Below are 14,061 nucleotides of genomic sequence, written 5' to 3' on the forward strand. Positions count from 1 at the left end.
CTACCGACCGACACCGTCGGCAACAGCGATAACGGTGCCATCGAGTGGCGGGAGCCGGCTGACCACCAAGTCGAGCACGCGGTGCGCAAGAAGATCCTTGCTGGTCCGTTCGATCACCGTCTCGGTGCCGTCCGAGCCGAGCACCACGGCGGCGTTGTCCTCGACCTCGAAACCGAGGCCGTCACCGACCTGGTTGACGACGAGCAGGTCCGCTCCCTTGCGGGCGAGCTTCTCCCGGCCGAGGTCGAGCAGGTCGACCCCTGGCGCGCCGGTCTCCGCGGCAAATCCGACGAGCACCTGACCGGGCCGGCGGGCGGCGACCAGCTCGGTCAGCACGTCCGGATTACGGACCAGGGCGACGGGCTCGGGGTCACCGTCCGATTTCTTGATCTTATGGCTCGCCCGGTTGACAGGCCGGAAGTCCGCGACCGCCGCCGCCATGACGACCACGGCGGCCGCGGGCGCCTCCGCGTGCACGGCGGCCCGCAGCTGTGCGGTGGACACCACGCGGACGGTACGGGCTCCCGCGACCTGCGCCAGGGCCACGTTGGCCGCCACGACGACGACCTGCGCTCCCCGGGCGAGCGCCGCCCTGGCCAGCGCGTAGCCCTGCCGGCCGCTGGAGGAGTTGCCGAGGAAACGGACCGGATCCAGATGTTCGCGGGTACCACCGGCGCTGATCACGACCGTGCGCCCGGCCAGGTCCGGTGCGAGCCCGTTGCGGGTCAGCACCGCCCGGGCCACCAACGCGATCTCCGTTGGTTCCGGGAGTCGGCCGGCCCCGGAGTCCGCACCGGTCAGCCGGCCCACCGCCGGATCGATGACCACAGCGCCCCGGGCCCGCAGCGTCTCCACATTGGCCCGGGTCGCCGGGTGCTCCCACATCTCGGTGTGCATCGCCGGCGCGAACACGACCGGACAGCGCGCCGTGAGCAGGGTGGCGGTCAGCAGGTCGTCGCAGCGTCCGGTCGCAGCGCGTGCGAGGAGGTCCGCCGTGGCCGGGACGACCAGGACGAGGTCGGCCTCGCGCCCCAGCCGTACGTGTGCCACCTGCGCGGCGTCGGTCCACACCTCGGTTGACACCGGATGGCCCGACAACGCGGCCCAGGTCGGCTCACCGACGAACCGCAACGCCGCGTCCGTCGGCACGACCCGTACGTCATGCCCGGTCTCGGTCAGCTGACGAAGCACCTCGACCGCCTTGTAGGCCGCGATCCCGCCGGCCACGCCCAGCACGATGCGGGGGCGTCGCGGACTCGCGCACGATCCGACCGGTTCGCCCGTCATCCCGACAGCACGATCACGACAGCGGACCCGGCCACAGCGGGCGATGCCCGGTCAGGAGACCGGTGGCAGCGGCTCGATGACGGTCTCATGCGTCAGCAGGCCGGCGTTGATCTCACGCAATGCGATCGACAGCGGCTTCTCCTGCGCGCTGGCCGTCTCCACCAGCGGTCCGACGTACTCCAGCAGGCCCTCGCCCAGCTGCGAGTAGTAGGCGTTGATCTGGCGGGCCCGCTTGGCCGCGTAGATCACCAAGCTGTACTTGGAGTCGGTGGCTTCCAGGAGCTCGTCGATCGGCGGGTTGGTGATGCCTTCGGGCTGCGCGACAGTGCCGGACACGGTGTCCTTCCGGAAAACACAGGGGCTGTCAGCTCGTGGTGAGCCGCCAGCATGCTCGGGGTTGGCGGGAGCGGACAGGGAGCGGTTGGATCGTCATGAGCCCCGGTGTAGCGCGAACCCACGATCAACCCGCGAACCCACGATCAACCCACGATCAACCCACGACGCACCACAATATTGCCTCACAACAATATTGCCCTTCAGCGTAGAGCAGGCCCCGGCCTGTCGGCGCGCAGCCCCCCCGGGTCGCCGCCGTCAGCTCATCCCCGTCAGCTCGTCCCCGTCAACGTGTAGCCGTCAACTGGCAGCCATCAGGGACACCAGTCGCGCCGCCGCCGTCGTCACGTCGTCGTTGACCACGACCTCGTCGAACTCCGCTTCGGCGGCGAGCTCGATGCGCGCGCGGTCGAGCCGACGCCTGATCACTTCCGACGGCTCCGTGCCCCGGTCGACCAGCCGGCGGACCAGTTCCTCCCAGGACGGTGGGGCGAGGAAGACGAACCGTGCGCCTGACGTGGTCGAACGCACCTGACGGGCACCCTGCAGCTCGATCTCCAGCAAGCAGGGTACCCCCGCGGCCAGCCGTGCCTCCAACGGCGCACGCGGCGTCCCGTACGCGTGACCCGCGAACATCGCATGCTCCAGAAGTTCACCGGTCTTGACCATCAACGCGAACTCCTCAGCATCGACGAAGCGATACTCCACCCCGTCGGTCTCGCCCGGCCGGGGCGCGCGTGTGGTGCAGCTGACCGAGACCCAGACCTCAGGGTGGCGCCGGCGCACCTCGGCGACGACAGTCCCTTTCCCGACGCCCGACGGACCGGACAGAACGGTGAGCCGCATCAGCACACCCTAGACTCCGTCCCACCGGCGACGGAGCGGCACTTGCGGACGGTTGAACGTCGGCCAAAGGTCATGCGACTCTCACGAACCTCATAGGATCGCGAGACGAACCGATCGGCACGTTTCGCGCTGCCGAAGCCCGGCGGAACCCTGAGCTCCTGTGCGCAGGCAAAGAAACAGTCGGTACGGCGGCCCGACGGCGCGAGGTTCTCGCCATTACCGGGACGCCGCACCAACCCACAACGGCCGAGGATGTGCGGCACACACCTGCCGGACACTGGTGGTGATCAGGATGCCGTGAACTCCTGAACCAGTGCGGCACGCTGTTTGGCACCAAGACCTCGTAGGCGACGGCTGTCGCTGATCGCGAGTCGTTCCATGATCTTCGTGGCGCGGACACGACCGACGCCGGGCAGGGATTCGAGAACAGCGGCCACCTTCATCTTTCCAATGACCTCATCGGTGTCGGCCCTCTCAAGGACGGACGCGAGTGAGACTTCCGCCTTCTTGAGCCGTTCCTTGAGTTCTGCACGCTGCTTACGCGCCAACCCAGCTTTCTCGAGGGCAGCAGCCCTCTGCTCGGGCGTCAGGGGCGGCAGGGGCACGGGTACGCCTCCTTCTTTCGGGTGATCGCGGCGCCGCGCAAACTAGCGAGTAACAGGCGTCTCGGTCCAGTCGGTAGCACGGGTACATCCTCGGACTATTGTCCACAAGACCGTGCCCAGATGTCCGGATGAATCGCGTTGCCCGCGCCTTACTGATTGCTTTCGGTCGCTCGAGGACCTACCGTACCGGGCAGATCGCCTCGAGATGGCCCAATCGGGGCCTGTGTGACGTCACACCAGGTCAGCGGCACAGTGGCGGTGTCAGGTACCGGTCACAAACCGAGCCGCGGCGGCCCCCGGATCGCTCGACGCAATGATCGGACGCCCCACCACCAGAAGGTCGGAACCGGCCCGAAGGGCCGCCGCGGGCGTAGCGGTACGCGCCTGATCGTCGACGTTCGCGCCCGCCGGCCGGACTCCAGGAGTGATAAGTGTCACATCGCTTCCAACCTCAGCGCGCACCGCCGACACTTCGCGCGGGCTGCACACCACGGCCCGCGCACCAGCGGCCACGGCCAGCGCGGCAAGGCGGCGGACCACGTCGGACGGCGACCCGCCAAACCCGCACGAGACGAGCTCGGCACCGCTCAGGGACGTCAGCACGGTGACCGCGGCGATCTCGACATCCGGCGCGGCATCGACCGCTGCCCGCACCATCGCCGCGCCCCCCGCGGCATGCACGGTCACATACCTGGGACCGAGACGGGCCACGGAACGCATCCCCCCGGCCACCGTGTGGGGGATGTCATGCAACTTGAGGTCGAGGAAGAGGCCGATCCTGTCCTGTTCGGCCGAGCCCGGTCCAGGATCGCCCCCGATCGCCTCCCACAGCGCCGTCACGATCCTCGGCCCCTCGCGGTAGAACAGTTCCAATCCGACCTTGACCACGGCGACGTGGGGCGCCACCGCGCGGGCCAGCCGCAGCGCCTGCGGCCCGTCGGGCACGTCCAGCGCGACCGCCACCGGCGGCCGCGACGTCCAAGCGGCCAGCCGCGTCCCCGGCAAGCCCGTCACCCCGTCACCCCGTCACCCCGTCACCCCGTCACCCCGTCAGCGTGTGAGGCCGTCAGCCGGCCAGCCCAGGCGTCGTGGCCGGCGTGACCCGGCCGGTCGACCCCGGTTCGTCCCCGGTGGCATGCACGTCCTGGGCGGTGTGGACGTCCCCGATCGCGTCGGGGGGCTGGGCGTCGGTAGGCGGCGAGTCGGGGGGCGGCGAGTCGGGGGGCTGGGCGTCGGCGAGCTGGGTCCGCCACGGGCCACCGGTGGCACCGGGTACACCGGACCGATCCCGGTCGGCCCAGGCTGCATGCAGGTCCGCGTGGAAGCTCTGCAACGGCATCACGCCGATCTCGCCGCGGACCAGAGCCTCGATCCCCTGCACGCAGGCGGCCGCGCCCTGGATCGTGGTGATGCAGGGCACCCCGATCACCACACACGCCGTCCGGATCTCGTATCCGTCCAGTCGCGGCCCCACCCCGCACGGCGTGTTGATCACCAGGTCGATCTGACCCGATGTGATCATTTCAACACAGTCGATCAGATTGGCGCTCGGCGTCGAGTGCTTTCCGAGCACAACCGCCTTCACTCCGTTACGACGCAGCACTTCCGCGGTTCCCTCGGTGGCATAGATCACGAAGCCGAGATCCGCGAGCCGCTTGATCGGAAAGATCATCGCACGTTTGTCACGGTTGGCCACCGAGACGAACACCCTGCCGTAGGTGGGCAGCGAGGCATACGCCGCCGCCTGCGACTTGGCATAAGCGGTGCCGAAGCCCGCGTCGATGCCCATGACCTCGCCGGTGGACTTCATCTCGGGTCCGAGTATGGTGTCCACCCCGCGCCCGCCGGCGTCCCGGAACCGGCCGAAGGGCAGCACCGCCTCCTTCACGGCGATGTGGGAGTCCATCGGCAGCGTCGCGCCGTCGCCGTGCGGCGGCAGCAGCCCCTCCGCGCGCAGCTGGGTGATGGTCGCGCCGACCATCACCCGGGCCGCGGCCTTTGCCAGCGGCACCGCCGTCGCCTTCGACACGAACGGCACGGTGCGTGATGCCCGCGGGTTGGCCTCCAGGACGTACAGGACGTCGGACTGCAGCGCGTACTGGACGTTGAGCAGACCCCGCACCCCGACCCCCTGCGCGATCAGCCGGGTGGACTCACGGATCCGCTCCAGGTCGGCGCGGCCCAGCGTGATCGGTGGCAGCGCGCAGGCCGAGTCCCCGGAGTGGACCCCCGCCTCCTCGATGTGCTCCATCACGCCACCGAGGTACAGCTCGGTGCCGTCGTAGATGGCGTCTACGTCGATCTCCACGGCGTCGTCGAGGAACCGGTCGACCAGCACCGGATGCTCAGGGGAGATCTCGGTCGCCCGCTCGATGTAGGTCCGCAGCATCTGGTCGTCGTAAACGATCTCCATCCCGCGCCCGCCGAGGACGTAGGACGGCCGTACCAGGACCGGATAGCCGATCCGCTCCGCCACCGTCCGGGCCTCGGCATAGGACGTCGCGACCCCGTGCGGCGGTGAGGGCAGCCCGGCCCGGGCGAGCACCCGCCCGAACAGGCCGCGGTCCTCGGCCATGTGGATCGCGCGCGGGGGCGTCCCGACGATCGGGACGTCGGCGGCGGCGAGCGCCGCCGCGATACCCAGCGGAGTCTGACCGCCAAGCTGAACGATCACCCCGACCAGTGGGCCGGCCCTGCGCTCGGCGTGGACGACCTCCAGGACGTCCTCGACGGTGAGCGGCTCCACATAGAGCCGGTCGGCGGTGTCGTAGTCGGTGGACACCGTCTCCGGGTTACAGTTGATCATGATCGTCTCGTAGCCGGCGGCCGACAGCGCCATCACCGCGTGGCAGCAGGCGTAGTCGAACTCGATGCCCTGTCCGATCCGGTTCGGTCCGCTACCCAGAACAATCACCCGCGGCCGGTCGCCGGCGGCGATCTCAGTCTCGGAATCGTAGGACGAGTAGTGGTAGGGCGTGGCGGATGCGAACTCGGCCGCACAGGTGTCGACCGTCTTGTAGACCGGCCGGATGCCGGCGCGGTGCCGGAACGTGCGGACCACGTCCTCCTTGGTCCCCAGGACCTCGGCGAGCTGCGCGTCGGAGAAACCCGCACGTTTGGCCCGCAGGATCCCCGCCGAGTCGCGGCTGATGGTCGCGGCGATCTCGTTGATGCCGGCGATCTGCTCGACGAACCAGCGATCGATGCCGGTGACCTCGGTGACCCGGGCCGGGTCAGCGCCGGCCCGCAGTGCCTGCTGGACCGTACGCAGCCGCCCGTCATGCGGAATGCGGGCCCGTTCCAGGAGCTCGTCGACATCCCCGGTCCCGCCCGCGAAGGAGAACACCGCGCTGGGCTGCTCGAGGGACCGCAGGGCCTTCTGCAGCGCCTCGGCGAAGCTACGCCCCATGCCCATGGCCTCACCGACCGACTTCATCGTGGTCGTCAGCGTCGGGTCCGCCCCGGGGAACTTCTCGAAGGCGAAGCGGGGCACCTTCACCACCACGTAGTCCAGTGTCGGTTCGAACGCCGCCGGTGTGGTGCGGGTGATGTCGTTGGGGATCTCGTCCAAGGTGTAACCGAGCGCGAGTTTCGCCGATATCTTCGCGATCGGGTATCCGGTGGCCTTCGAGGCCAGGGCCGACGACCGGGACACCCGAGGATTCATCTCGATCACGATGAGCCGCCCGGTGGCCGGGTCCACCGCGAACTGGATGTTGCAGCCACCCGCGTCGACGCCCACCGCGCGCATCACCGCGATGGCCATGTTCCGCATCTGCTGGTACTCGCGGTCGGTCAACGTCATCGCCGGTGCCACCGTCACCGAGTCGCCGGTGTGCACGCCCATCGGGTCGATGTTCTCGATCGAGCAGACCACGACCACGTTGTCGGCGCAGTCACGCATCAGCTCGAGCTCGAACTCCTTCCAGCCGAGGACGGACTCCTCGACGAGCACCTCCGAGGACGGGCTCGCGGCTATGCCGTCCTCGGCCATCCGGCGCAGTTCACCGGCGTCATGCGCGATACCGCTGCCGGCGCCGCCGAGAGTGAAGCTCGGCCGCACCACGACCGGGTACTGGAATTCCTCGGCGGCGTCGAGGCACTGCTGCGGGGTCGTGCAGATGGCGCTGCGGGCGGTCTCACCACCGACCGACGCGACGATGTCCTTGAACGCCTGACGGTCCTCACCGGCACGGATCGCGTCGATGTTCGCACCGATCAGGCGGATGCCGTACCGGTCCAGGACACCGGAGTCGTGCAGCGCGACCGCGGTGTTCAGCGCGGTCTGGCCACCCATCGTCGCGAGCAGCGCATCGGGCCGCTCCCGGTCGATGATTTTGGTGACCATGTCGAGTGTGATCGGTTCGACGTAGGTGGCGTCGGCCAGATCCGGGTCGGTCATGATCGTGGCCGGATTGCTGTTGACCAGCACCACCCGCAGGCCTTCGGCGCGCAGCACCCGGCAGGCCTGGGTGCCGGAGTAGTCGAACTCGCAGGCCTGACCGATGACGATCGGCCCTGATCCGATGACCAGGACACTGCTCAGATCTTCTCGCCGCGGCATCAGCGCATGACCTCCCGTCGCAATCCCTGCGCGTACGCCTGCGCGGGTGTACCCGGCCCGCCGTGCCGCTCACCCGCGTTCACCGGAATGCCGCCATGAGATCGCGGAACCGTTCGAACAGATCGTGCGCGTCGTGGGGGCCGGGAGCCGCCTCAGGATGAAACTGGACGCTGAAGGCGGGTACATCCAGACATGCAAGACCCTCCACCACGCCGTCATTGAGCGCGACATGGCTGACCTCGACCGGCCCGTAGGGCGTCCGGGTGACGCGGTCACGCGGTGCCCGGACGGCAAAACCGTGGTTGTGGCTGGTCACCGCGATCCGGCCGGTCGCGGTGTCGGCGACCGGCTGGTTCACACCGCGGTGGCCGTAGGTCAGCTTGTAGGTGTCAAAGCCCAGCGCCCGGGCCAACACCTGGTTGCCGAAGCAGATCCCGAAGATCGGAATGCCGGCGTCCAGCACCATGCGCACGGCCTCAACCGCGTAGTCCGCGGTCGAGGGATCGCCCGGGCCGTTGGACAGGAACACCCCGTCCGGGGCGAGGTTGAGCAATGCCGCGCCACCGGCGTGGGCCGGCAGGACGTGCGTCTGACAGCCGAGCGCGGACAGCGCCAGCGGCGACGACCGCTTCATGCCCAGATCAAGCGCGGCCACCCTGAACATGGGCACACCGGTCGCGGCCGCCACCACGTACGGCTCCCGCGTGCTGACCTCCGGTGCCAGATCCGCACCGACCATGCGCGGGCTCGCGCGCACCGACTCCAACAGGGTGTCCGCGTCCTGCGCGGCATCGGCGATACCGCACCGCATCACTCCGCGTTCCCGCAGGTGGCGGGTGAGTGCCCGGGTGTCGACGCCGCTGATGCCCACCACGCCGGCGGCCACCAACGCGTCGTCCAAAGTCCGGCGCGAGCGCCAGCTGGAGGCGATCGGGCTCGGGTCGCGAACCACGAAGCCGGCCACATGGATCTTCGATGACTCGTTGTCCTCGTCGTTCATACCGGTGTTGCCGATATGCGGCGCGGTCATGACCACGATCTGGCGATGGTAGGACGGATCGGTCAGCGTTTCCTGGTACCCGGTCATGCCGGTAGCGAAGACGATCTCACCGAACGCCTCCCCCGACGCCCCGAACGCCTCCCCGGCGAAGCTGCGTCCATCCTCCAGCATCAGGCGCACGGCCCGGACACCGGCGGCGGTGTGACCGGTGTCGTCCCACCCGCGCTCCGACGGCAGTTTCAGGGAGCCGGTGTCCGGCTCCGACCCGCCATGCCCCTGGGACCCTTCGTGCCCCTGGGACCCTTCGTCCCGCTCGCTCCCGCCTGCGTTCACCACATCACCGGTTCGCTGCGGCGACCCGCTCTCTGCGTCCCCGTCCTCGTACCTCGGACGCGAACTCCGCTCGCTCCCGCCTGCGTTCACCAGGTGTCCTTCTTCATCTTTCGGACGACCTCCCCCAGCGGGGACGTGAGGGGATCAACCTGAACGGGATTGTGATATCCCGCGCTCTCCGTGCCGGCGCCGGCGCCGGCGGTGCCGGGCTGGGGGCTGTGCGGGTAGGCGGGACCGCCCCGGGACCCGGGAGTGTCACCCGCGCGCGGCGCGCGGGTGACGACCGGTATCGGGCCGGTACCCGCCGGCCGGGGCACACCCGGTGGGGTGGCCGGGCCGAGCACCGGCGGGCTGTTACCCAGCGCGCCGGGCGAGCGGGCCGGTGGCACGCCGCCGGCCGGCGCCGACCCGGGCGGGGTCGGGCGGGACGTCTGGACCGCCTGGCCGGCCGCTCGCGGGCGCAGGCGCGACACCGCCCGGCCCATCGGCCGCGGCCTGGTGATCTCACCGTCAGTGGGTCCCGGCGCCGGCCCGATCAGGCCGTGCACCGCCCGGACCACCTTGGGCTGGCGCGCTCGGTCGTCCCCGCGCAGGCCGGTCTCCAGCTCGTGGGCGCCCAACGACCAGGCCAGGACGATGATGCGCCCGGCGCCCGCGACCTTTCCGGCGTGCGCCCGCTCCAAACGGGCACCGCGGACGGCGTCCCGCGCAATCCAGAACGGCTCGCTGCCGGTGCGGTCCACCTGAATCCCGCCCTCGTAGACGGTCACGTACGCGTCCGCGCGTCCACCGAGCCCGCGGGCTGTGATCCGGTCAAGCCAGTGCCCGGCGTCCACCGTCCCCAGGTAGAGGCCCTTGAGCGGCGCGGCGAGGACGGTGCCGGTCTCGCCGGGAACCGCCGGCAGGTCGGGAAGGTCCTCCTCCTGCCGTTCGGCCCGACGGCGCCAGGTTCGGCGCATCCCGCCGACCGCGGCCACGAACAGCAACAGGCAGCCGAAGGCGAACAGCAGGTGCAGGCCCAAGCGGTCGGGACCGCGTTGCGGCGCCGCCGCGGCGATACCGTCCGCGGCGGCGGCGAGCGAGGCGGTGAAGGTGAGATGGTCGGTCATACGATCTTCCCGTCGAGCACGGTGGGACGCCCCCGCAAGAACGTGGCCTGGACGCGTCCAGGCAGCTTGCGGCCGGCGTAGGGGGTGTTACGACTACGGCTGGCAAATGCGGCGGGATCCACCGTCCAGCGGGCCGCCGGATCGACCAGGACGACGTTCGCCGCGGCTCCCGCGGACAGCACCCCGGCCATGTCCCGCGACCCGTCAGTGCTCCGGGGACTGTGGCCTGCGGGCAGGCCGCCGATCCGAGCCGGGGTTCCCGCCATCCGGTCGGCGAGTCCAGCCCAGTCCAGCAGTCCCGTTTCCACCATGGTCATGATCGCAATCGACAGCGCGGTCTCCAGACCGAGCATCCCGGGACGGGCGGCGGCCCACTCCGTCTCCTTGTCCTGCGGGGCGTGGGGGGCGTGATCGGTCGCGATGCAGTCGATTGTGCCGTCGGCGAGCCCGGCCCGCAGCGCCTCGACGTCGGTGGCGGTCCGCAGCGGTGGATTGACCTTGTACACCGGGTCGTAGGACGTGGCCAGCTCGTCGGTGAGCAGCAGATGGTGCGGGGTGACCTCGGCCGTGACCCGCCAGCCCTTGGATTTCGCCCAACGCAGGATCTCCACCGAGCCCGCGGTCGAGACGTGACAGACATGCAGCCGCGAGCCGACATGGCCGGCCAGCAGCGCATCCCGGGCGATGACCGCCTCCTCGGCCGCGGCCGGCCACCCGGGCAGACCGAGCCGCGCAGACACCGCGCCCTCGTTCATCTGCGCGCCCTCGGTCAGCCGGGGCTCCTGAGCGTGCTGGGCGATCACCCCGTCAAATGCCTTGACATACTCCAGCGCCCGGCGCATCAGCACCGCGTCGGACACGCAGTTGCCGTCGTCGGAGAACACCCGCACGGCCGCCGCCGACGAGGCCATCGCGCCCAGTTCGGCGAGCCGGGCACCGCGCAGCCCCTCGGTGACCGCGCCGACCGGGCAGACGTCACAGTGCCCGGCGGCCTGGCCGAGCCGCCAGACCTGTTCCACCACCCCGGCGGTGTCCGCGACCGGCTCGGTGTTGGCCATCGCGAACACGGTGGTGAAACCGCCCAGTGCCGCCGCCCGGGTACCCGAGGCGACGGTCTCGGCGTCCTCCCGACCCGGTTCGCGCAGATGGGTATGCAGGTCGACCAATCCGGGCAGGGCGATCAGGCCGTCCGCGTCGAGGACGTTGGCGCCGGGCGCGCTCAGGCCCGGCCCGACCTCGACGATCACCGGACCAGCCAGGAGCATGTCGACCGCGGCGGCGCCCAGCGGCCGCACGCCGCGCAGGAGCCAGCGTGCGTTGCCGTTGCCGTTGCCGTTGCCTGGATCGAACGCGGCGACGTTGGCGCGTTGCGTCATGAAGCGGCCTCCAGAACGAACATCGTAAGCAGCGCAGCGCAGGAGACCGTCGGGGACCCGGTCATGCCACCTCCCTGGTGCCGCCCAGCAGCAGATACAGAACGGCCATCCGCACGCTTACGCCGTTGGCGACCTGCTCGACCACTGTCGAGCGGGTCGAGTCCGCCACATCCGAGGCGATCTCCATGCCGCGCACCATCGGCCCCGGATGCATCACCAGCGCGGATGGTGGCATCGCCGCCAGTCGGTCGGCGTCCAAGCCGTACCGGCGGGTGTATTCCCGCTCGGTGGGGAAGAACGCCGCCGTCATCCGCTCGCGCTGGACCCGCAGCATCATGACGACATCACTTTTGGGCAGCACCGCGTCCAGATCGTAGGAGACCTCGACCGGCCACCGTTCGACCCCGACAGGCACCAGGGTGGGCGGGGCGACCACCGTCACAGCCGCTCCCAGAGTCGAGAGCAGCCACATGTTGGACCTGGCCACCCGCGAGTGCAGGATATCGCCGACGATCGTGACGGACAGGCCGTCGAGGCGGCCGAGGCGTCGGCGGATGGTGAACGCGTCGAGCAGAGCCTGGGTCGGATGCTCATGGGTACCGTCCCCGGCATTGAGCACGCTGCCACGTACCCAACCGGCGAGCCGGTGCGGAGCACCGCTGGCCGGATGTCGGCACACCACCGCGTCGGCGCCCATCGCCTCAAGGGTCAACGCCGTGTCCTTGAGGCTTTCTCCCTTGGAGACGCTCGATCCGCGGGCCGAGAAATTGATCACATCGGCGGAAAGCCGTTTGGCTGCGACCTCGAACGACGTCCGGGTGCGGGTCGAATCCTCGAAGAACAGGTTGACCACTGTCCGACCACGCAGGGTCGGCAGCTTCTTCACCGACCGGTCCGCGACGGTCGCCATGTACTCGGCCGTGTCGAGCACGAGCAGGGCGTCGTCCCGGCCAAGATCTTCGGTGGACAGGAGATGGCGCATCACCCGGCCCGCCCGTCCGAGACAATCATGACGGCGTCACGGCCGTCGATTTCGGTGAGCCGGACCGCGACGGCCTCCTGGCGGGATGTCGGCATGTTCTTGCCCACATAGTCAGCCCGGATCGGCAGTTCCCGGTGACCGCGGTCCACCAGGACCGCGAGCTGTACCACCCTGGGCCGGCCGAATGCGGCCAGCGCGTCGAGAGCCGCCCGCACCGTACGCCCGGAGTACAGGACGTCATCGACGAGAATCACTGTCCGGCCGTCGATCCCCCCGTCGGGAAGGTCGGTGACCCCGAGCGGGCGGACCGCTTGAAACCGCAGGTCGTCACGGTGCATGGTCGGGTCGAGCGAACCCACCCCGAGTTCGACGCCTTCCACCGCGCGTACCCGGGCGGCGAGCCGGTGGGCAAGTGGCACCCCGCGGGTGGGTATCCCGAGAAGCACGACGCCGTTTCCGCCGGAGGTCTTCTCCAGGATCTGGTGAGCCATCCGGGTGAGTATCCGGCCGATGTCCGCACCGGAGAGGATCGAACGGGCGGCGCCATGGCCCGATGCCTCCGGACCGGATGAGGACCCACCCGTGGCAGCTGCGGCCATGGCGATGTCCCTCCTTCCCCGCCTCACTGGACGGTCCTTAAAGGAGCGGTCCGGATGACGGTATCAGGCACCTCAGATTGTCACTGCACGTTACATACTTGGAACCCGACGCGTATGAACAGCTCCAAGTGGGGAAGTTCCCACAGCCGTAGCGCCTAGTGCGATCGAAGTGCTACAGAAAGTGGTACAAAGAAAGTGTCAACACGACCCCCCTGGTGTCGAGGCACAACCGACCCGGGACTACTATGGGTAACCACCGGAGGCAAGAGCCCCGGTTCCAACTGATCGACCACGACGGGAGTGGGCACTCCGATGTCCGACTATGCGAAGGCGCTCGGTACTCGGCTGCGCGCAATACGCACCCAGCAGGGGCTCTCGCTTCATGGCGTCGAGGAGAAGTCGCACGGGCGGTGGAAGGCTGTCGTCGTGGGCTCCTACGAACGCGGAGACCGCGCCGTTACGGTGCAGCGCCTGTCAGAACTCGCCGAGTTCTACGGTGTCCCGGTGGGAGAACTCCTCCCCGAAGGTTCAACCGTGGCTCCCCTCGAGCAGTCGCCGCGCATCGTCCTCGACCTGGAGCGTCTTTCCCAGGTACCCAAGGAGCAGGGCGGCCCCCTCGCCCGGTACGCAGCGACCATTCAGAGCCAGCGCGGCGACTACAACGGCCGCGTGCTCTCGATCCGCTACGAGGACCTGCGCTCCCTCGCCGTCATCTACGACACCTCACCGAGCAAACTGACCGAGCAGCTCGTGTCGTGGGGAGTTCTGAGCCCCGAGCAGGGCCAGGAAGCAAGCATCAGCGAGTCCGCCTAACCCGCACCCGCCAAAGGGCGCGCGATCATGGTTTTCGCGCGCGCCCGGAGGCGCTCTGCGGAGCCGGCCCCGCCAAAGGGCGCGCGATCATAGTTTTTGCGCGCGCCCGGAGGCGCTCTGCGGAGCCAGGCCCTGCCAAAGGGCGCGCGATCATGGTTTTCGCGCGCCCGGAGGCGCCAAGGGGTACCGGCCCGGCCCGGCGGGTATCGGGGGT

General features: G+C 69.6%; 12 protein-coding genes. 1 reads left to right on the forward strand and 11 read right to left on the reverse strand.

The genetic code is table 11. From position 1 onward, the window contains the following. The 11 genes from coaBC to pyrR form a co-directional block, all read right to left on the reverse strand. Window positions 1–1,287 (reverse strand): bifunctional phosphopantothenoylcysteine decarboxylase/phosphopantothenate--cysteine ligase CoaBC, encoded by a 1,287-nt coding sequence (gene coaBC, locus U9977_RS02565; protein WP_322747523.1) that lies wholly within the window; start codon window positions 1,285–1,287, stop codon window positions 1–3. Window positions 1,288–1,338: 51 nt separating this feature from the next. Continuing rightward, window positions 1,339–1,623 carry a DNA-directed RNA polymerase subunit omega gene (rpoZ, locus tag U9977_RS02570; RefSeq protein ID WP_322747524.1) on the reverse strand — a complete coding sequence of 95 codons (285 nt, stop codon included), beginning with the start codon at window positions 1,621–1,623 and terminating at the stop codon, window positions 1,339–1,341. 297 nt (window positions 1,624–1,920) lie between these two features. Next, a complete protein-coding gene (gene gmk / locus U9977_RS02575) occupies window positions 1,921–2,466 on the reverse strand; it encodes a guanylate kinase (RefSeq protein ID WP_322747525.1) in 546 nt (181 codons plus the stop codon). Between the two features lie 287 nt (window positions 2,467–2,753). Beyond that, a complete protein-coding gene (mihF, locus tag U9977_RS02580) occupies window positions 2,754–3,071 on the reverse strand; it encodes an integration host factor, actinobacterial type (protein ID WP_322747526.1) in 318 nt (105 codons plus the stop codon). A 261-nt stretch (window positions 3,072–3,332) separates the two neighbouring features. Beyond that, on the reverse strand, window positions 3,333–4,085 hold the full coding sequence (gene pyrF, locus U9977_RS02585; protein ID WP_322747527.1) for an orotidine-5'-phosphate decarboxylase: 753 nt from the start codon (window positions 4,083–4,085) through the stop codon (window positions 3,333–3,335). A gap of 52 nt (window positions 4,086–4,137) precedes the next feature. Then, complete coding sequence (gene carB, locus U9977_RS02590) at window positions 4,138–7,635, reverse strand: carbamoyl-phosphate synthase large subunit (protein WP_322747528.1); 3,498 nt, start codon at window positions 7,633–7,635, stop codon at window positions 4,138–4,140. 79 nt (window positions 7,636–7,714) lie between these two features. Further along, on the reverse strand, window positions 7,715–8,806 hold the full coding sequence (gene carA, locus U9977_RS02595; RefSeq protein WP_322747568.1) for a glutamine-hydrolyzing carbamoyl-phosphate synthase small subunit: 1,092 nt from the start codon (window positions 8,804–8,806) through the stop codon (window positions 7,715–7,717). A 248-nt stretch (window positions 8,807–9,054) separates the two neighbouring features. After that, window positions 9,055–10,077 carry a hypothetical protein gene (locus tag U9977_RS02600; protein WP_322747529.1) on the reverse strand — a complete coding sequence of 341 codons (1,023 nt, stop codon included), beginning with the start codon at window positions 10,075–10,077 and terminating at the stop codon, window positions 9,055–9,057. Further along, window positions 10,074–11,453, reverse strand: a complete 1,380-nt coding sequence (locus U9977_RS02605; protein WP_322747530.1) for a dihydroorotase — start codon at window positions 11,451–11,453, stop codon at window positions 10,074–10,076. Before U9977_RS02605 ends, U9977_RS02600 begins: the two co-directional genes overlap by 4 nt. A 61-nt stretch (window positions 11,454–11,514) precedes the next feature. After that, entirely contained in the window at window positions 11,515–12,435 is a 921-nt protein-coding gene (locus U9977_RS02610) for an aspartate carbamoyltransferase catalytic subunit (RefSeq protein WP_322747531.1), read from the reverse strand. Further along, window positions 12,435–13,034 (reverse strand): bifunctional pyr operon transcriptional regulator/uracil phosphoribosyltransferase PyrR, encoded by a 600-nt coding sequence (pyrR, locus tag U9977_RS02615; RefSeq protein WP_322747532.1) that lies wholly within the window; start codon window positions 13,032–13,034, stop codon window positions 12,435–12,437. The genes U9977_RS02610 and pyrR overlap by 1 nt, the downstream gene beginning before the upstream one ends. Window positions 13,035–13,346: 312 nt before the next feature. Between pyrR and U9977_RS02620 the strand changes: the two genes are divergently transcribed. Further along, window positions 13,347–13,847 (forward strand): transcriptional regulator, encoded by a 501-nt coding sequence (locus tag U9977_RS02620; protein ID WP_322747533.1) that lies wholly within the window; start codon window positions 13,347–13,349, stop codon window positions 13,845–13,847. Window positions 13,848–14,061 lie beyond the last annotated feature (214 nt).

Source organism: Protofrankia sp. Cas8, from assembly GCF_963555845.1.
GTDB lineage: Bacteria > Actinomycetota > Actinomycetes > Frankiales > Frankiaceae > Protofrankia.